General features: G+C 67.4%; 20 protein-coding genes. 13 read left to right on the top strand and 7 right to left on the bottom strand.

Features of this window, described 5'->3' with window-relative positions; all coding sequences use genetic code 11:
• Positions 1-59: 59 nt before the first annotated feature.
• Both J7E91_RS20295 and ppgK read left to right on the top strand, forming a co-directional pair.
• A complete protein-coding gene (locus J7E91_RS20295; RefSeq protein WP_214906781.1) occupies positions 60-1,049 on the top strand; it encodes a 4-hydroxy-3-methylbut-2-enyl diphosphate reductase in 990 nt (329 codons plus the stop codon).
• A gap of 42 nt (positions 1,050-1,091) precedes the next feature.
• The gene (gene ppgK, locus J7E91_RS20290; RefSeq protein ID WP_214906779.1) at positions 1,092-1,835 is read left to right on the top strand and encodes a polyphosphate--glucose phosphotransferase; all 744 of its coding nucleotides are present in this window, start codon (positions 1,092-1,094) and stop codon (positions 1,833-1,835) included.
• A 22-nt stretch (positions 1,836-1,857) separates the two neighbouring features.
• Here the strand turns inward: ppgK and J7E91_RS20285 are convergent, their stop codons facing one another.
• Complete coding sequence (locus J7E91_RS20285; RefSeq protein WP_214906777.1) at positions 1,858-2,451, bottom strand: DUF6542 domain-containing protein; 594 nt, start codon at positions 2,449-2,451, stop codon at positions 1,858-1,860.
• Between the two features lie 228 nt (positions 2,452-2,679).
• Between J7E91_RS20285 and ychF the strand changes: the two genes are divergently transcribed.
• Both ychF and J7E91_RS20275 read left to right on the top strand, forming a co-directional pair.
• Positions 2,680-3,768, top strand: a complete 1,089-nt coding sequence (gene ychF, locus J7E91_RS20280) for a redox-regulated ATPase YchF (RefSeq protein WP_214906776.1) — start codon at positions 2,680-2,682, stop codon at positions 3,766-3,768.
• A gap of 503 nt (positions 3,769-4,271) precedes the next feature.
• Positions 4,272-4,664, top strand: a complete 393-nt coding sequence (locus J7E91_RS20275) for a hypothetical protein (RefSeq protein WP_214906767.1) — start codon at positions 4,272-4,274, stop codon at positions 4,662-4,664.
• A 387-nt stretch (positions 4,665-5,051) separates the two neighbouring features.
• Here J7E91_RS20275 and J7E91_RS20270 read toward each other — a convergent pair whose 3' ends face one another.
• Positions 5,052-6,893 carry a PQQ-binding-like beta-propeller repeat protein gene (locus J7E91_RS20270; RefSeq protein WP_214906765.1) on the bottom strand — a complete coding sequence of 614 codons (1,842 nt, stop codon included), beginning with the start codon at positions 6,891-6,893 and terminating at the stop codon, positions 5,052-5,054.
• Positions 6,894-6,897: 4 nt separating this feature from the next.
• Positions 6,898-7,254 carry a hypothetical protein gene (locus J7E91_RS20265; RefSeq protein ID WP_251015975.1) on the bottom strand — a complete coding sequence of 119 codons (357 nt, stop codon included), beginning with the start codon at positions 7,252-7,254 and terminating at the stop codon, positions 6,898-6,900.
• 471 nt (positions 7,255-7,725) lie between these two features.
• Between J7E91_RS20265 and J7E91_RS20260 the strand changes: the two genes are divergently transcribed.
• Together J7E91_RS20260 and J7E91_RS20255 are read left to right on the top strand one after the other, a co-directional pair.
• Complete coding sequence (locus J7E91_RS20260; protein ID WP_062781983.1) at positions 7,726-7,977, top strand: type II toxin-antitoxin system VapB family antitoxin; 252 nt, start codon at positions 7,726-7,728, stop codon at positions 7,975-7,977.
• Complete coding sequence (locus J7E91_RS20255; RefSeq protein WP_214906762.1) at positions 7,974-8,390, top strand: PIN domain nuclease; 417 nt, start codon at positions 7,974-7,976, stop codon at positions 8,388-8,390. The genes J7E91_RS20260 and J7E91_RS20255 overlap by 4 nt, the downstream gene beginning before the upstream one ends.
• 445 nt (positions 8,391-8,835) lie before the next feature.
• Here the strand turns inward: J7E91_RS20255 and J7E91_RS20250 are convergent, their stop codons facing one another.
• A complete protein-coding gene (locus tag J7E91_RS20250; RefSeq protein ID WP_214906760.1) occupies positions 8,836-8,997 on the bottom strand; it encodes a hypothetical protein in 162 nt (53 codons plus the stop codon).
• Positions 8,998-9,022: 25 nt separating this feature from the next.
• On the opposite strand from J7E91_RS20250, the gene J7E91_RS20245 reads away from it, so the two are divergent.
• Complete coding sequence (locus J7E91_RS20245) at positions 9,023-9,172, top strand: hypothetical protein (protein ID WP_214906758.1); 150 nt, start codon at positions 9,023-9,025, stop codon at positions 9,170-9,172.
• 73 nt (positions 9,173-9,245) lie between these two features.
• Here J7E91_RS20245 and J7E91_RS20240 read toward each other — a convergent pair whose 3' ends face one another.
• On the bottom strand, positions 9,246-10,733 hold the full coding sequence (locus J7E91_RS20240; protein WP_374224746.1) for a SulP family inorganic anion transporter: 1,488 nt from the start codon (positions 10,731-10,733) through the stop codon (positions 9,246-9,248).
• A gap of 419 nt (positions 10,734-11,152) precedes the next feature.
• On the opposite strand from J7E91_RS20240, the gene J7E91_RS20235 reads away from it, so the two are divergent.
• The 3 genes from J7E91_RS20235 (at position 11,153) to J7E91_RS20225 (ending at position 12,472) form a co-directional block, all read left to right on the top strand.
• Entirely contained in the window at positions 11,153-11,587 is a 435-nt protein-coding gene (locus J7E91_RS20235; protein ID WP_214906754.1) for a MerR family transcriptional regulator, read from the top strand.
• 202 nt (positions 11,588-11,789) lie between these two features.
• Positions 11,790-11,942, top strand: coding sequence for a hypothetical protein (locus J7E91_RS20230; protein ID WP_214906752.1), 153 nt, complete (start codon positions 11,790-11,792; stop codon positions 11,940-11,942).
• 59 nt (positions 11,943-12,001) lie between these two features.
• Complete coding sequence (locus tag J7E91_RS20225) at positions 12,002-12,472, top strand: ATP-binding protein (protein ID WP_214906751.1); 471 nt, start codon at positions 12,002-12,004, stop codon at positions 12,470-12,472.
• A 514-nt stretch (positions 12,473-12,986) separates the two neighbouring features.
• On the opposite strand, the gene J7E91_RS20220 is transcribed toward J7E91_RS20225, so the two are convergent.
• On the bottom strand, positions 12,987-14,216 hold the full coding sequence (locus J7E91_RS20220; RefSeq protein ID WP_214906749.1) for an MFS transporter: 1,230 nt from the start codon (positions 14,214-14,216) through the stop codon (positions 12,987-12,989).
• Entirely contained in the window at positions 14,213-15,610 is a 1,398-nt protein-coding gene (locus J7E91_RS20215; protein WP_214906746.1) for an NAD(P)-binding domain-containing protein, read from the bottom strand. The genes J7E91_RS20220 and J7E91_RS20215 overlap by 4 nt, the downstream gene beginning before the upstream one ends.
• A 115-nt stretch (positions 15,611-15,725) precedes the next feature.
• Between J7E91_RS20215 and J7E91_RS20210 the strand changes: the two genes are divergently transcribed.
• The 3 genes from J7E91_RS20210 to J7E91_RS20200 all read left to right on the top strand — a co-directional run bounded on the left by J7E91_RS20210 (position 15,726) and on the right by J7E91_RS20200 (position 18,107).
• Positions 15,726-16,799: an NAD(P)/FAD-dependent oxidoreductase gene (locus J7E91_RS20210; protein ID WP_214906744.1), complete on the top strand. Its 1,074-nt coding sequence runs from the start codon at positions 15,726-15,728 to the stop codon at positions 16,797-16,799.
• A 132-nt stretch (positions 16,800-16,931) separates the two neighbouring features.
• Positions 16,932-17,288 (top strand): helix-turn-helix transcriptional regulator, encoded by a 357-nt coding sequence (locus tag J7E91_RS20205; RefSeq protein WP_214906742.1) that lies wholly within the window; start codon positions 16,932-16,934, stop codon positions 17,286-17,288.
• 75 nt (positions 17,289-17,363) lie between these two features.
• Complete coding sequence (locus J7E91_RS20200) at positions 17,364-18,107, top strand: TIGR02391 family protein (protein WP_214906740.1); 744 nt, start codon at positions 17,364-17,366, stop codon at positions 18,105-18,107.
• Positions 18,108-18,123 lie beyond the last annotated feature (16 nt).

Here is an 18,123-nt window from a genome sequence, read left to right as displayed (position 1 = left end):
CAGTCTTGATCACAGAGGCGAACCGAGGCGACCTTTGGCGCCCGTGGCGCGGCCTTACGATGGTGAACATGACTGCTACCGCCGCCCGCCGTGTCCTTCTCGCCGCTCCCCGTGGCTACTGCGCGGGCGTGGACCGTGCCGTGATCGCCGTGGAGAAGGCCCTGGAGCAGTACGGGGCGCCGATCTACGTCCGGCACGAGATCGTCCACAACAAGTACGTCGTACAGACCCTGGAGAAGAAGGGCGCGATCTTCGTCGATGTGACGGCGGAGGTCCCCGAGGGCTCGATCGTCATGTTCTCCGCGCACGGCGTCGCGCCGACCGTCCACCAGGAGGCCGCCGAGCGGAAGCTCGCGACGATCGACGCGACCTGCCCGCTGGTCACCAAGGTCCACAAGGAAGCGGTCCGCTTCGCCAAGGAGGACTACGACATCCTCCTGATCGGCCACGAGGGCCACGAGGAAGTCATCGGCACGTCCGGCGAGGCCCCCGACCACATCACCCTGGTCGACGGCCCCGAAGACGTCGCCAACGTCTCCGTACGCGACGAGTCGAAGGTCGTCTGGCTCTCCCAGACCACGCTGTCGGTCGACGAGACCATGGAGACGGTCGACGCCCTGAAGCAGAAGTTCCCGAACCTGCTCTCCCCGCCCAGCGACGACATCTGCTACGCCACGCAGAACCGTCAGATCGCGGTGAAGAAGCTGGCCGAGGACGCGCAGCTCGTCATCGTCGTGGGCTCCAAGAACTCCTCCAACTCAATCCGCATGGTCGAGGTCGCCCTCGACGCGGGCGCCCCCGCGGCGCACCTGGTGGACTTCGCCGACGAGATCGACGAGGCCTGGCTGGAAGGCGTCACCACGGTCGGCCTCACCTCCGGTGCCTCGGTCCCGGACGTCCTGGTCGACGGCGTACTGGAGTGGCTGGCCGAGCGCGGTTACGCCGACGTGGAGACCGTGAAGACGGCCGACGAGTCGATCACCTTCTCGCTGCCCAAGGAGCTCCGCCGCGACCTGCGCGCCGAAGCGGCCCGCCTCTCCGGAAAGTAACTTTCAGCGACGCTGTCAGCGGCACACCGTAACGTTGGATCCATGAACGTGTTCGGAGTGGACATCGGCGGATCCGGCATCAAGGGCGCTCCCGTGAACCTGGAGCGCGGCGACCTGGCGGAACCGAGACACAAGGTACTGACCCCGCATCCGGCGACGCCCGACGACGTGGCCGGGTGCGTGCAGGAGGTCGTCAGCCATTTCGGCTGGAGCGGCCCGGTCGGCATCACCTTCCCCGGCGTGGTCACGGGAGGCATTACCCGTACCGCGGCGAACGTCGACAAGGGCTGGATCGACGTCGACGCGCGCGCCCTGCTCGGGGAGCGCCTGGGCCTGCCCGTCACCGTCCTCAACGACGCCGACGCGGCCGGCGTCGCCGAGATGACGTTCGGCGCGGGCGCGGGCCGCAAGGGCACGGTCTTCCTGCTCACGTTCGGTACGGGCATCGGCAGCGCACTCTTCATCGACGGCAGACTCGTCCCCAACACCGAGCTGGGCCACCTGGAGCTGAACGGCCACGACGCGGAGAAGCACGCCTCCACGAAGGCCAAGGAGGACGAGGACCTGAGCTGGCAGCACTGGGCGCACCGGGTGCAGAAGTACCTGGCGCACGTCGAGATGCTGTTCTCGCCGGAGCTCTTCATCATCGGCGGCGGGGTGAGCCGCAAGGCCGAGAAGTTCCTGCCGCTCATCGAGGGCGTCCGCGCGGAGATCGTCCCCGCGCAGCTCCAGAACAACGCGGGCATCGTGGGCGCGGCGATGGCGGCGGCCGCCCCCGCCCCCTAGCGCCGCGCCGCTTCTTGCTCCCTTACTCCACCGGGTCCGGGGTTGTGCGCCGGGTGGCGCGCTGGGCGGCGGCCTGAGCGGCTGCCTGGGCCGCCCGCCGCCGCGCCATCAGCCGCACCTTGCGTACGGTCGCGATGAGCCCGGCGACGAGCGTGCCGCCGTACAGCCAGCCCGCGTGCACGGCGAGCGCCGTGACCACCGCCATGATCCGGCTGCCGAACCCGCTCGCGCCCCCGGCGATCGGCACCAGGCCGACGGCGAAGGCGATGGGTACGGCGATCGGCGCGGTGACCAGGTCGGCGGGCCGCACCCACAGTGCGGTCAGGGCGCTGACCGGCAGGAACAGCAGCCCGTACACGATCGGTGAACCGCCGAACAGCAGCCGGTCGAGCCCGCCGAGAACGAGCATCACGGCGGCGGCGAACAGTCCGCTGCCGAGCCCGGTCAGTCGCGGATTGGGCAGCCGCCGCAGGGCCAGGACGACGGGCGGCACGGGACGTGCCGGTCTCGCCGCCACCCGGTAGACGGCGGCGGCGTCGGCGGACCCGCCCGAGGGGAGCAGGGGGGTCTGCGACCGCTGCTGGGGACGAGGGGGACGTGCCCTGTGTTGCTCCACCCGGACAACGTAGGTCGCGGGGAGGGAGGAATGAGGCGCGGGACACGCCCTTTGGCCGACCTTGGCCGTGCGTTCGACGTCACGTGGCCGATAGGAGCCCGCCGACGCCCCCCTGAAGCCCGCGCCGGGCTCCCCTCCAGGTTCCCGTCGTCGACCCCGCACCCCCCGCCCGTAAACTGGGGGATCGGTCCACTCCCGGGCCAGTCCTCACTCCAGGAAGTCGCCAACGTGTCGCTCACGATCGGAATCGTCGGCCTGCCGAATGTCGGCAAGTCGACCCTGTTCAACGCCCTGACCAAGAACGACGTGCTGGCGGCCAACTACCCGTTCGCCACCATCGAGCCGAACGTCGGCGTGGTCGGCGTCCCCGACCCCCGCCTGGCCAAGCTCGCCGAGATCTTCAACTCCCAGAAGATCCTCCCCGCCACGGTCGACTTCGTCGACATCGCAGGCATCGTCCGCGGCGCCTCGGAGGGCGAGGGCCTGGGGAACAAGTTCCTGGCGAACATCCGCGAGTCCGACGCGATCTGCCAGGTCATCCGCGCCTTCAAGGACGAGAACGTCGTACACGTCGACGGCAAGGTCTCGCCGAAGGACGACATCGAGACGATCAACACCGAGCTGATCCTCGCGGACCTCCAGTCGGTCGAGAAGGCGGTCCCGCGCCTGACGAAGGAGTCCCGCCTCCAGAAGGAGAAGGTCGCGGTCCTGGCGGCGGTCGAGGAGGCCCAGAAGATCCTGGAAGCCGGCACCACCCTCTTCGCCGCCGGCATCACCGCCGGCACGGAGAAGGGCCAGCTCCTCCACGAGCTCCACCTCCTCACCACCAAGCCCTTCCTCTACGTCTTCAACGTCGACGAGGACGAGCTGGTCGACGAGGACTTCAAGAACGAGCAGCGCGCACTCGTCGCCCCCGCCGAGGCGATCTTCCTCAACGCGAAGATCGAGTCCGAGCTGATCGAGCTCGACGACGACGAGGCCCTGGAACTCCTCCAGTCCATGGGCCAGGAGGAGCCAGGCCTGGCCACCCTCGGCCGCGTCGGCTTCGACACCCTGGGCCTCCAGACCTACCTGACGGCAGGCCCGAAGGAGACCCGCGCCTGGACCATCAAGAAGGGCGCGACGGCCCCCGAGGCGGCCGGTGTGATCCACACCGACTTCCAGAAGGGCTTCATCAAGGCCGAGGTCATCTCCTTCGCCGACCTGGTCGAGACGGGCTCGGTCGCCGAGGCCCGCGCAAAGGGCAAGGCCCGCATGGAGGGCAAGGACTACGTCATGCAGGACGGCGACGTGGTGGAGTTCCGCTTCAACGTGTAACGGCCGACATGCCACCACGTCGCTGATCTGGCAAACATGCAGGTCAGGAAGGGTCCGGCTCTTCGGGGTCGGGCCCTTGGCTTTTTCCCGTGCTGGGATGGTGCTGGGATAGCTGACTCCTCGTCACCCGTCATCACCCCTACTCATCCCTACCGTGCTGGGATCGTGCTGGGATGCGGGTGGGCTGCCCGTGCTGGGATTGAACCTGGCGTACAGCTCAGCTCTTCTGTGTCTACAGCCACCTGGGCGGGGGCGTTCCCGCCAGTTCCGGAGTGGTCGTGATCCAGCACTGAACACGTGGAATGCTTGCTGATCTGAACAGGTGTGAAGGGGGCTACGCATGCTCGAAGAGCCGAACGAGCCGTTGGGCGGAGTGGATGAGGAGATGTACATCCCCGCACACGCTGAGGAGTGCTTCTCCAGTAGACACTCACGCATCGAGTTCGCACAGGGTCAAGGGTTGGGAGGGCGAGTCCGATGAGGCGCTCGATGAGTCGGTGTTCATGCTGGACTCGGACATCCGGCAGATCAGTGCTGGAGTGATCATCGTGGCTGCTGTTGCCGCGCTTGAGTCCCTCATGAACCAGATCTTGGACCAGCCCGGCGACGCGGCTCTACACCGGGCCGGCCTGACGCGAAAGGCTCGTGAGTTCGCTATCCGGTGGTCGGAGGTTTTGGACGCCGCAGCCCTTGAGGAGGATGTGGTCTGGCTTCGGAAACGACGCAACTCCTTCGCGCACCGGTTGATCGATGACGTTGACGTCCAGTGGCGAGGGAACGTTCCGGACTGGGACTTCGATGGCGAGGCAGCGGACGAAGCCCTGGTAAGGGTCGGGCAGATCGCGTCGATGCTGGAGGAGGGCTGGGAACAGCAGCTGCTCAGTGCTGGGAGGTGACCTGCCCCCTGCCCTAGGTAGTCCCGCCCCCTGGGACCGCACCGCCCATGCCTTGGGTGCACCTCCGCCTTCCGTAGGCTGGTGAGCCTCAACCTCGCACAGTCACCCCGCCCAACACTTCCGACCTCCTGGCCGACGAGGCTGAAGGCGTCGCGTCTGAGGCACTCCGAGGGTGTATCGGTGGAGGTCGTTGCGCCTCTGGCGGGCGGTGCACTGGTCGCCCTGGGGTACTCGGAATCGTCTGGTGGAGCGGGTGCTGTTAACGGGTGCCACCTTGAGTTTCTGAACGAGCCGTGCGTGAGTCGTTCTCCGCAAAAGTGAAACTCAAACGTCGACGGACTCGACCGTGGTTCGGCATTGCACCTGTGAGGGGCCAGCTTGGTGAACTCATATGGGCAGCGCGTGTATGTCACCTCGGGCGTCAGTCGCGTACACGACACCGTTGATGATCGCGGGGAATCCTTGACGGTCCGGACTCACAAGGAGGTCATGCGCTCGGACCTTTCGACCTGTCAGCAGATTCCATCTAACCAGTTTCGCGGCGCGGTCGGCTGTGAAGAGAGTGTCACCGGAAATAGACGGTCGGGTGAGAAGGCGGCCGTCGGTCTTCTTCTCTTTATCCCAGCGAAGGGTTCCAGTCTTAGCGTCGAGAGCCACAAGCCGGTTGTCCGTGTCACCGAAGAGCAACACTTCCTCCGTTGCAACCAGAGCCGCAGCGAGGTGCGCCTTTGTGTCGAATGACCAGAGCGCTTGTCCGTTCTCAGGGTTTACCGCCACGATTCGCTGATATGAGGAAGGTTCTTCCGGCTGCAAGGCCATGTAGACGCCGTGGTCCGTCACCGCCCAATCCGGAGACAGAGGGGCCTCGGCCTTGTAGCACCAAACCACCCTTCCCTCGGAGATAGCCACGATGTGATCCGCGCTGACGGTTGCTGCGTCGCCGGGCATCCGGGATTCTGCAGCCGTGAATAGCGCGTATCCGGCGGCTGCCTGGGGTGCGGAGGTGACAGTGAGTCCGTTTGAGGGAAGCGACCAGAGGGGGCTAAGTGTCGAGGGGGCGAAGGCGCACAGGGTGCCGTCCTGAGAAGGTGCGTACAGTACATCCTTTGAAATGCCCAGCAAATCGTCGCGGATTGCCACCGGATGCGATGCTCGGTGCTTCCCGGTCCGCAGGTCAGTCATTTGCAAGTGGCCGCCCTTACCGGGGAAGTAAGCGGCGCCCCCATAAAGGGCAGGGCTGCCGGGGTACCACATCCTGATCAGGGGCGACCGTTGCCGAGATTCAAGGTCGATCGCATGCAGCCTGTATGGCTCATGCACCACAAGCACGCCGTCGGACAGGATGGGCTGTCGAGCAGGGCCGAAGGCTGCGCGGGTTTGCCAGGGCTCAGGCTTGCGCCGTGCTGGGGGCCCCGCAGATCTACGATTCCGGCTGCCCGTACGGTCTGTTCGCGAGGACCGCGACTTCCGTTGCTTCCGCACCTTGGCGAGCGCGATGTCGTACTGCATCTCGCCACCCATACGGGGTGTTTGCGTGACCCCCTCTTGGTGGAGACGCTCACAGGCAAATCGGTAGAGCTCCTGGAGGGTGACAACACCGTCGCCATTGAGATCGGCAGCGCCGCTGGATATGCCTTCGATGAGCATCCCTGTGAAGAGGGACGGCGCGGGCCTCTCGGCGTCGAGGTGCTGCCCTTCCCAGGCTCTCTGTGACCTTGTACCAGCAGTGATGACGACGCGGCCGTGCCCGGCAAGCGCCTCCTCGAATCTTGCCGGCTCGTCGCCCTTAGCCCCTGGAAGGAAGAGGCCGCTGTAGCAGCAGTCGAGGATCACGACGATGCTCCGAGCGCGGCATTCATCCATGACCTCGTGGATGAACGCCGCCGAGATCGTTGTGTAGGCAGGTCGGGCGGGATCCGTCTGACGGATGGCGAAGTGAAGCTTGTCGCTACGACTAACGATCCCGTGACCAGAGAGGTACAGGAGACGTACGTCGTCGCCCCAAGCACTGAGGAAGAACTCGCCGATTGCCCGCTCCAATGTGGCGCGGTTGGCATCGATGAGTGTCTGCACCTCGAAGGCGCCGATCTTTGGGTCACGCAGCAGGGCGTCCAGGCGAGTGCAGTCCACCTCGGGTGAACGGAGTTCCGGCAGTTCCGGGTGATCGTATGTCCCTGTACCGATGAGCAGAGCCCCACGGTTTCCGTTGCCGAACGGCTGGGGGGTCATATCGTCAGGACTGGTCGGCGGAGCGCTCTTCGGACTGGCCCTCGGCCGGAACCTCGCGGTGAGCGAGGAACTCGTCGATCAAACGAGCCCGCTCGGCCGCCGTGGCATCACTCAACTCGATCACGCGGCCTTCCATCTCCACCTTGATGCCGCGCACAGGCCGGTTCTTCAACCAGGTGTCGGCGAGTAGGAGGACTTGACGCAGAGCAAGCGACGCGGCCGTAACGACAACCGACCCAGCGGCGATCAGCTCGCTGCTCTTCGCTCCCTCCGAGATATGGCCTGCCGAGCGCCCGGACCGTACGTCCAGTACGTCCAACTCCTGGAGCGAGCGCCGCAGCTGTCCTCCAAGGCGCAGCAACTCGTCATCGTCTGTGTCAGCAAGCCCCAGGAGTTCCAGTCGTACGGTCCGGTGCATAGGTCCACCCCACTGTCTGCGCTCTCTTCGCGCGACAGTTTAGGGAGAGAACTGGTTGGGTTGAGGCGAACGCCAGGTACTGGGGCGGTCAGGCTGCGATCTTCCGCGCCCTCATCGCTCACTCCGCTGAGGCCCGGCGGTATGGGCTGCCCCGCGAGTACAACTTGCCGCAGCAACGGATGTGGCCCTCCGCCGCCTCCTGCCTGCCCCAGGCAGCCGATGGGGCCGGCAACAACGTCCCCGCTCTGTTTTTCACGTACGCCCGCTGCATAGTGAGGGCGGATACAGGACTGGTCTGCCCGGAGCGACTCGGCCCCTGATCTAGGTGCCCTCGGGACACCTCAGCTTCCTGATGTCATTTCTAAGTCTGAATTGATATCATCGGTGGGTCGTCGGGCTGTGGAGGGATAACTGATGGCCAGGACTGTGATCGATCTGGACGAGGAGATCGTCGAGCAGGCGATGCGGGTGTACGGGGTGAAGACGAAGGCCGCCGCAGTGCGGGCGGCCATGGAGGAGGGGGTGAGGCTGCGGCTGCGCCGGGAGCTGTTCGATGCCATTGACGAGGGTGAGTTCGAGGACGCGTTCGCGGAGATCCGGTCGCAGACGGGGCCACGGAATCCGGACGGCTCGCTAAAGCGCGAAGGCGGGGCTTCGGCGGCGTGAAGGGGCGCTACCTCATCGACAAGTCCGCGCTGGCCCGCCGGGGCAAGCCGGCGGTGCGGGCGCGGCTGGATGCGCTGGACCGTGACGGGCTCCTAACGGTGTGCGCCCCGACCGAGTACGAGGTTCTGTACTCGGCGCGCGGAAAGCCCGAGGCGCTGCGCCTGCGTACTCTGCTCCGTGGTTTCGACTACGTGCCCTGCAATGACGAGGAGTTCGAGCGGGCACTCGCGATCCAGGCACTGGCGCTGAACGCTGGTTTTCACCGGGCGCTGTCGCTGGCCGACGTCCTCATCGCGGCAACCGCCGAACGGCACCGGGCCACGGTCCTGCACTACGACGGCGACTTCGACATGATCGCCTCGGTGAGCGGGCTGCAAGCCGAGTGGGTCGTGGAGCCCGGCACCGCCGACTGAGCCGGGAACGCGCATGCCGTGCCAGGGCATGCCTCGACGGGTGAGGGCAGGGCCTGCTCGTCGTCAGCCGGATCGTTGTGGATCTGCTCAATGGTGCGGTTCGAGGACTGCGGCTGAAACTCAGGTCAGAGCTTCGAGCATCCGTGCACCGGCGCCCGCACATGTTAGGTAGCGTTCTCGGCGTCGAATCTTCTTGTACTTTGTCGAGATTCCCGTGCTGGGATGGTGCTGGGACGCGCCCGCATATCCGCAGGTCAAACCGGTTGTGGTGGAGTTCCGCTTCAGTCTATGAATGTCACCACGTCGCTGACGTGAGGGAGTTCAGGGCCAAAGTACAAGTGGCCGACGGGGCCGGGACTAGTTCGTCCCGGCCCCGTCGGCCATCGCTCTAGCTTTTCAGCCCTGGAGGGCAAATCCCTCTGAATCCGACGGGTACTGCAGCGCATCAAGCCCCGCGGGTCTCGCGCCAGCGTTCCATCATGCCCGCCAGTTCGGACTGGACGAATTCGAAGAATTTCGCCGTCTCGGCGAGCCGTACGCCGGCGGGGCTGGACTCCCCGAGGGCGCGCGTACCGTCCTTGAATGCTCGTTCCCAGCGGGTCAGCACGTGGTCGCGGCTGGCATGAATGTCGGTGGCTACGATTAATGACCGGATGGCCGTGGAGGTCGCGACCACCGGGCAGGCGGGGGCGAAGATGTTCTTCCTGCTATTCCTGGCCGTGCGGGACCCCGAGGGCAACCTGTGGACCTTCGGCATCTACCGCGGTCCTTCGCCGACGTAGGACCTCAGGAATGGGCCGAAGGGACCTCGGCACAAGCGCCTGGGTCCTTGGCCGTGAGGGTCGCGGGCGGGGGTCAGTGGCTCGTGAGTTCGCCGGTGAGCTTCCCGTGGAGGTCGGCGCTCGGGTCGTTCAGGCCGATGATCTCCACTGTCTTGCCGCGCTGCTTGTATTTCGTCTCGATGGCGTCGAGCGCGGCGACCGAGGAGGCGTCCCAGATGTGGGCTGCGGACAGGTCGATGACGATCCGGTCGGGGTCGCCGGCGTAGTTGAACTGGCCGACGAGGTCGTTGGAGGAGGCGAAGAACAGCTCGCCGGTGACGGAGTACACCACCGTGTTGCCGTCGGGGTCGGTGATGGCGGTGACGCGGGCGAGGTGGGCGACGCGCTTGGCGAAGATGACCATCGCCGTGACGGAGCCGACGACGACGCCGATGGCGAGGTTGTCGGTGGCGACCACAACGATCACGGTGATGGTCATGACGGCGATCTCACCGGCGGGCAACCGCTTGAGGGTCTTGGGGGCGATGGAGTGCCAGTCGAAGGTCGCGAAGGCCACCATGATCATGACGGCGACGAGGGCTGCCATGGGAATGTCGGAGACGACCGGGCCGAACGCGATGCACAGCACCATCAGGAAGGATCCCGCCAGGAATGTGGAGAGGCGGGTGCGGGCCCCGGAGACCTTCACGTTGATCATCGTCTGGCCGATCATGGCACAGCCACCCATGCCGCCGAAGAGGCCGGTGATGATGTTGGCGATGCCCTGGCCGATGGACTCGCGGGTCTTGGAGGAGTGGGTGTCGGTGATGTCGTCGACCAGCTTCGCGGTCATCAGCGACTCCATCAGGCCGACCAGTGCCATTGCGAAGGCGTACGGGGCGATGGTGGTCAGGGTGTCCAGGGTGAAGGGCACGTCCGGCAGGCCGGGCACCGGCAGGGACGAGGGGAGTTCGCCCTTGTCGCCGACGGTCGGCACGGCGATCCCGGCCGCGACCGTGATGACGGTGAGGATGACGATGGACACCAGCGGCGCCGGGATCACCTTCGTGATCTTCGGGAAGAACACCATGAGCGCGAGACCGCCGATGATCAGCGGATAGACGGGCCAGGGGACGTCGTGCATCTCGGGGACCTGGGCCATGAAGATCAGAATGGCGAGGGCGTTGACGAAGCCGACCATCACCGAGCGCGGCACGAACCTCATCAGCTTCGCCACGCCGAGCGCGCCGAGGGCGACCTGGATGATCCCGGCGAGGATGACGGCGGCGATCAGGTAGCCCAGGCCGTATTCGTGGTTCAGGGGGGCGATGACGAGTGCGATGGCGCCGGTGGCGGCGGAAATCATCGCCCGACGTCCGCCGACGATCGAGATGACCACGGCCATAGTGAACGAGGCGAACAGGCCGACCGCGGGGTCGACACCGGCGATGATCGAGAAGGAGATCGCCTCGGGGATCAGGGCCAGGGCGACGACCAGGCCGGCCAGGATCTCGGTGCGCCAGACCTTCGGGTTGTTCAGCCAGTCCGGGCGCAGACCGCGTAGCCGCGTGGCGGGAGTCACTACGGAAGAAGACAAGGAAACAGGTACCTGTCGGGCTCAGGCACAGCCCACTGGCAGGCCGGGGCGTGCGGGAAGGGCGCGCAGGGGCCGGATCGGAACCCTGCGGACGGCCCTGACGGGGCCGGAAGGCAAAGGGGAGGATGGGAACCGGCCTGGCGCGGGGGACGCGGCCGGGCAGCTCACATCTGGGGGCGAAGGGTCACGGCGGGCAGGCGGCGGCGACGGGCGTCATGGGCTCGCGCACGCTCTCTCCTGCAGAATCGAGTGGTCTTCGCCGGGGGCGCCATTGGCCCCGGGACGGCAGAACGGGATAGGCCGGGCCGCTCCCGCATCAGCAACTCTACCCTAACGTTAGAGTGGTGATCGGTGGGTCGCACGGGACGCGGTTCACCACGACGAGAAGGGCCAGGACCACAGGCGTGGACGATGAGCACATGCAGATCGGCGAAGTCGCCGCACGGACCGAACTGTCCCTGCGCACCATCCGCCACTACGAGGAAACCGGCCTCGTCCTGCCCTCCGCCCGCTCTCAGGGTGGCTTCCGCCTCTACACCGAAACCGACGTGCAGCGGCTCATGGTCATCCGTCGGATGAAGCCCCTCGGTTTCACCCTGGACGAGATGCGCGACCTGCTCGATGCCACCGACCGCCTCGACGCCCAGCCGGCCGACAGCACCAGACGTGCAGCGCTCCTGGAGCGGATTGGAAGCTACGAGCAGGCCGCCGCCCGGAAAATTGAGGAACTGCGTCTCCAGCTGGCCCGCGCCGAAGAGTTCGCCGGCACCCTTCGCGCCAGACTCGCGGAGGCTTCCAGCGAGAGGACCATTCCCCCGGCTTCGGCGACTCACGTCTGACCCGCGCGCTGTTCGGCCAGGGCCCTCTGCTTCTGAGCACTTCATCTGGCGATCGGTGCGAGGCGGCGCCGGCCCCGGAGGAAGGCCGGTGAGGTGGAGGCCGAGGACGACGACGCGAGGGATCGGGCCTTCATCGCCTACTACCTCCACGAGGTCGCCGCGAACGCCGCCGTGGACGAGCACCCCCGCGCTCATCGCCGCGGTGGCCGCCGAGCATCAGAGGCTCATCGAACGGCTGGTCGAACGCCACGGCGTCGACGCCCGCTCGCCCGCTCGCCCGGACGCCCGGACGCCCGGACGCCCGGACGCCCTCAAGACTGCCGTCCTGCACCTGATCCGTGTACGTCTGATGTGAGAGTCCGGGGGTAAACGGGTTGCGGCAGATGTGGCGCACGGGAGGGCACGGTTGCCGGTATGGAGCAGACAGCGGGCGGTAAGTACCGGTCGGTACTGGGGGACGTCATCTCGGTGTCCGGGGCATTCGAGGGCAGCGAAGACATCGCCGTCGCCCGTGATGTGGCCCGTACTTTCCTCACCGAGGTGCAGGCCGTTCACGGTCTGCCGGTGTCCGGGCGCGCGATGGGCGTGGTGCAGCTCGTGGTCAGTGAGCTGGTGACCAACGCCCGCAAGTACGCGCCTGGCCCATGTCTTCTGACACTGGTAGTCAACGGCGGCGCGGTCGAGGTGACCGTGTGGGACAGCAACCCGACGCCGCCAGCGATTCTCGCGCCAGACCCTACCCGGATCGGCCAGCACGGACTGGAGATCGTCATGAGGGTCGGCCAGAGTTTCGCGGTACACCGCGAACCCGTGGGCAAGCGGATCTCCACGGCCATCGTGCTGGCCGACGATCCAGGTGGGGACGTCACCGGCCACCAGCTGTGATGGTCCCATACTGATCACAGGTACGGCGGGCGTCAGCGGCTTCGACGGTCCTTACCCGGTTGCTGGCGAAGACCCCGGCCAGACCTCCGGCGGCGTGATCATGGGTGCACGCCACGCGCACCCCAGTCTGGCCAGCATTTACCGGGCGCTCACCGAACACGCGAAGGCCCGGCGATACCAGCCGTCGAGAGGGCCGACTCCGGCTTCGTGGTCCTGAAGCCTGGCGAAGTGCCCGGCCCACGGACAGCCAATCAGGCCGCCGGGGCGTCTGGTCGCTGCATGGTGCTGAGATAGCTCCCGTGCTGGGGCGGTGGCTGGGATGATCCGCTCGAAAGCGGCGTTTCTGCACGCGGGGGCCCTGTAATGGAGATGCCGCTTCAGCGTATGCACTCCACCACAACGCCGGAGCGACCGGCTTCCTCGACTCTGCGCCGGGCCCCGTCCGCCACAAGGCCGCTGGTCGAACGGGATGGGGTGTGGACGTACGCCTTCGGGATGCCGCCGGAGCGCGTCGTTACCGACACGGGACGGTGCGACGTGGAGCGGCCCTGAGTGCGCCTACGGAAGCAAGTACGGAGATGGCTGCCAGTGCTACGAACAGCTGCGGGTAGCCGCCCAGCGGCATCGCCAGCGCGGTACCTGCGAACGGGGCGAGGGCGGAGGCGGTGGTGGTCGGTGCCGCGAGGAGTCCGGACAGGCGGCCGTAGTGGGTGGTGCCCCATCGGTCGGTGATCGCGGTGGCCTGGAGCAGGGTGAGGTTGCCGCGGACTATCCCTGCGACTGTCGAAAGGGCGATCAGGAGGGCGTATGGGCCGGGGGTGAGCGCGAGTGCCGCGGTGGTGAGGCCGCCGAGAGCGATCAGTGTGGTGGTGCGGGCGGTGACTCCTGTGCGACGGGCGAGAGTCGCGTACAGGGCGCGTCCGAGGGTCTGTCCGGCGCCGCCCAGTCCGAGGGCCCACGCTGCCTCGCTGGTTGAGTATCCGCGTTCCAGCAGGAGCGGGACCAGGGCGACGACCACGGCCGAGACGGTGAAGGAGGAGAGGGTGAGTGCCACCGCGAGCATGCGGAAGGGTTGAGTGCGGGCCACCGTCTTCGCGGACTGACCGGCCTGGACCGTCGAGAGCGATGGTGCTGGGGGCCAGGGGGCTCTGAGCGCCAGCGCGTGGGCGGGGATCGTGACGGCGGCGAGGATGACGGCCAGCACCGCGTAGGTCATGCGCCAGGAGAGGTGGTCGGCCAGGGCTGCGGTGAGGGGCGCGAAAAGGGTGGAGGCCAGTCCGCCGGCGAGGGTCACGATGGTCAGTGCGCGGACGTGGTCGGGGGCCCACCAGCGTGTGACGGCGGCGAAGGCGGGCTGGTAGAAGGTGGCCGCCATCGCGAATCCCGCCAACACCCAACCGGTGAAGAAGAGAATCAGGTTCGGGGCGGCGGCGACGATGAGGATGCTCAGCACGCCAAGGACGGAGCCGGCCGTCATGACGGTACGCGGACCGCGATGATCGATGGTCCGGCCCACTCGTATTCCGGCGAACGCGGAGATGAGCAGCGCGAGGGAGAACGCGGCTGTGGTCGCCCCGGCAGACCAGCCGGTGTTCTCGGTGATCTGGGGGTTGAGGACGGGGAAGGCGTAGAAGACGATGCCCCAGCTGGTGATCTGTGTGGCGCACAGGGCTGGGAGTACGCCGCGGGGCCGCGACCGGTCCCCTGTTCCGGTCGCGGCCCCGCGGGCGTCGGTCTCGGTCACGCGCAGCAGCCACCAGACGGTGCGGGCACCTCGGCAGCCGCAGCGGAGGCGGGCGCGGCGGCACCGATCTGCACCAGGGCGGGTTCCGGAGCGCAGCAGCCGCCGCCGTCCGCCTTTCCTGCGGAGGGGGCGTCGAAGAGTCCGGCGCCGCCGCAGACTCCGGTTTCGGGGAGGGTGAGTTCGACGCGGTCGGCGGACTCGGTGTCGCCGGCGAGGGCGGCGGTGATGGAGCGGACCTGCTCGTATCCGGTCATGGCGAGGAACGTAGGGGCACGGCCGTAGGACTTCATGCCGACGAGGTAGACCCCCGTCTCGGGGTGGGACAGTTCGCGGTGGCCGTGCGGGTAGACGGTGCCGCAGGAGTGCTGGTTGGGATCGATCAGCGGAGCCAGCTCCGTCGGTGCCTGAAGGCGCTCGTCCAGGCCGAGGCGGAGCTCGGACAGGAACGACAGGTCGGGACGCAGGCCGGTCAGGACGATGACTTCGTCCACCGGGTCGAGGCGGCGTCCGTCCTCAGCCACCAGGGTCAGGCGCTCGTCGTCACCTCGTTCGATGACTTCGGTGCGGAAGCCGGTGACGGCATCGGCATGTCCGGCGTCGACGGCGGCCTTTGCCGCCAGGCCCAGGGCGCCACGGGCGGGGAGCTGGTCTGCGCTGCCGCCGCCGAAGGTGGAGCCGCTGATCCCACGTCGCAGGATCCACACGGAGTGGGTGCCAGGCTCGTCTTTCGCGACGTCGGCGAGCGTGGCGAGAGCGGTGAAGGCGGAGGCGCCGGAGCCGATGACGGCGGTGCGCTTTCCGGCGTACCGAGCGCGGACGGCGGGGTCCTTGAGGTCGGGGATGCGGTAGGAGATCCGGGCCGAGGCGGCGTGCTCACCGAGGGCGGGAAGTCCGTCGGCGCCGATGGGGCTGGGGGTGGACCAGGTGCCGGAGGCGTCGATCACGGCCCGGGCGAGGATCCGCTCCTCGGTGCCGTCCGCGCTCTTGACGCGGACGGTGAAGGGCTGCTGCTCACGGTCCGCGTCGACGATGCGGTCGCGGCCGAGGCGGGACACGCCGGTGACGGTGGCGCCGTAGCGGACCTTGTCACCGAGAAGGTCGGCGAGCGGCTGGAGGTACTTCTCCGCCCAGTCTGCACCGGAGGGGTATGTGCTGCCGTCGGGTGCGGTCCAGCCGGTGGGGGACAGGAGCTTCTCGGCGGCCGGGTCCACGACCTCGGACCAGGTCGAGAACAGCCGCACGTGCCCCCACTCGCGCACCGCGCTGCCCGCTGCGGGGCCGGCCTCCAGGACCAGGGTTTCCATACCGTGCCCGGTGAGGTGGGCGGCGGCAGCCAGGCCGGCGGGGCCGGCTCCGATCACCACGGTGGGCAGGGCGGTGGTGGGCGCGTTCACGGTGACTCCCCAGATTGTTTCGACGTCTGTCGATGGCTTGCACAGTCAGCATGCCACCTGTATTGATAGACGTCAACATAGACATTCATCGAACTCGGAATGGTGTGAGTGCGTGATGGAGCAACTCGATGTTGTGGTGATCGGCGGCGGGCAGTCCGGCCTTGCCGCTACCGAAGCTTTGGTGCGGGAGAGGCTTCGGCCGGTCGTTCTGGAAGCCTCGGACCATGCGGCCGGTTCATGGCCGCGGTATTACGACAGCCTCACGCTGTTTTCCCCGGCACGGTTCAGTGCCCTGCCGGGCCTGCCGTTCGGCGGGGACGGAGACCGCTATCCCCACCGGGAAGAGGTGGTCGATTACCTGAGCCGCTACGCGGACCGCCTGGATGTCGAAGTTCGTACGCGCACCCGCGTCGTCAGCGTCGAGCGCGACGGGGACGGGTTCAGCGTGACAACCGCCGACGGCCGGAACGTGGGGGCGGCCGGGATCGTCGCAGCCACGGGTGCTTTCGGTAATCCACTGCTGCCCGCCCTGCCTGGCCAGGAGGGCTTCACTGGCGAGGTGGTGCACGCCGCCGATTACCGCAGCCCCGCACCGTATGCGGGCAAGAGGGTCGTTGTCGTGGGGGGTGGCAATACAGCTGTCCAGGTCGGATGCGAACTCGCGGAGGTGGCTGAGGTAGCGCTCGCCAGCCGCAACCCCGTGCAGTTCCTCTCACGGATACGGGAGGGCCGGGACGTGCACCACTGGCTGACGTCCACCGGGTTCGACCAGCTGCCGCCGGCCTGGCTGATCCACTACGTCGGCGGCACCCTCGTCCTGGACAGCGGTCGCTATCGAAAGGCCCTGGAGAGCGGTCATCTGGCCAGGCGCGCGATGTTCACCGCCCTCGAAGGCGATGCAGTCGTATGGGCCGATGGCAGCCGCGAGAAGACCGACACCGTGCTGCTGGCCACCGGATACCGGCCCAGCCTGGACTATCTCAAGCCGCTCGGCGCCCTGGACGCCGACGGCATGCCGCTGCACAGCGGCGGGCTGTCCTTGACCCATCCCGGCCTGGTCTATCTGGGCCTGGAATTCCAGCGGTCCTTCGCCTCCAACACCCTGCGCGGTGTGGGCCGCGACTCCGAATACGTCATTCCTCCCCTAGCCGCCCACATCCGCAAGGCACCGGCCGCCGCCGGCCTCTGAGCCGCCGGCCCGCGAGGCTGGGAGCGGGTCAGGGGCAAGACGCCCTCCGACCCGCCCCCGGCCCGACCGTCTCGCAGGGGCGCGGGCTGCCACCCCCTCGCTCGCTGATTCGATGTGTGTCAACATAGGCGTATGTCGAATACCAGGTCGTTGCCCGTGCTGGAGCCGGTCGTCGTGCCGTGTTGCCCGCCGCTGACCGAACGGCCGTTGAGTGCGGAGGAGGCCGAGCGGACGGCGAAGATGTTCAAGGCGCTCGGTGACCCTGTCCGGCTGCGCCTGTTCTCCGCGGTCGCCTCGCATGAGGGCGGCGAGGCGTGCGTCTGCGATATCTCCGACGTGGGCGTCTCCCAGCCGACGGTCTCCCATCACCTGAAGAAGCTGCGGGAGGCGGGCCTGCTCAGCTCCGAGCGGCGCGGGACGTGGGTCTACTACCGCGTGGAGCCCTCTGTCCTTGCGGCCATGGGGCAGCTGCTGTCTGCTGCTGCCTGACGTTCCAGGCAGGCCCACCCTCCGCTGCTGGTAAAAGGCCGGTGTGGTGTCAGTGGCCGCAGGGATGATGTTCTGATGAGCATCGACATCGAATGGGCCCGAGCCGAGCTGGCCAGTTTCTTGAAGCTGACCGAGCTGTACTCACCTCCCGACCCGCCCGGCGTGCTCGTCATCAGCAGCAGCCTGGCCAACCGCGGCGGAGGCCGCGAGATCGTGGCCAGCGCCCAGGTCGTGGAACAGATCCTGGACCGGGTCCTGCCGCGATGGCGTACCGAGGTTCCCGACGACCGCAACAAGTCCGTCAACCGCTGGTGCCAGCACCGTGAAGCGGTCCAGCGTGCTGACGCCGTCCTGCTGCGGGACGCGGAAGTTCGCGAGCGACTCGGGGACGACTCACCCCAGCTCAGTGCGGGCACCATGCACCGATGGGTGTGGGACGGGGCCAGAGCACTGTGGCGAAGCGGGCACTTCCGTGAGGCGGTCACCGCCGCTGCCCGGAAGGTCAACGCCGAAACACAGAACAAGGTCGCACGCCGCGATGTGAGCGAAACCGCCCTGTTCCAGAGTGTGTTCTCCAAGGACGCGGCCAAGCCCGGTCAGCCTCGCCTGCGTCTGATGGCGGACGACGGCAGTGACACCTTCCGCAGTGTGCACCGCGGTGCGATGTCCTTCGCCGAGGGCTGCTTTGCGGGCATCCGGAATCCCAACAGTCATGAGGACGGGCTGCCGGAGTTGCCGGAGCACGAGGCCCTGGAACAGCTTGCGGCTTTCAGCGTCCTGGCGCGCTGGGTGGACAGCGCGGCCCTCGACTCGCCCTGACTCCGCCCGGGGAGAC

The sequence above is a fragment of the Streptomyces sp. ISL-99 genome, from assembly GCF_018614005.1.
Lineage (GTDB): Bacteria > Actinomycetota > Actinomycetes > Streptomycetales > Streptomycetaceae > Streptomyces > Streptomyces flavidovirens.
The sequence above is the reverse complement of the archived record's forward strand: the minus strand, read 5'-3'. Positions and strand labels throughout refer to the sequence as shown.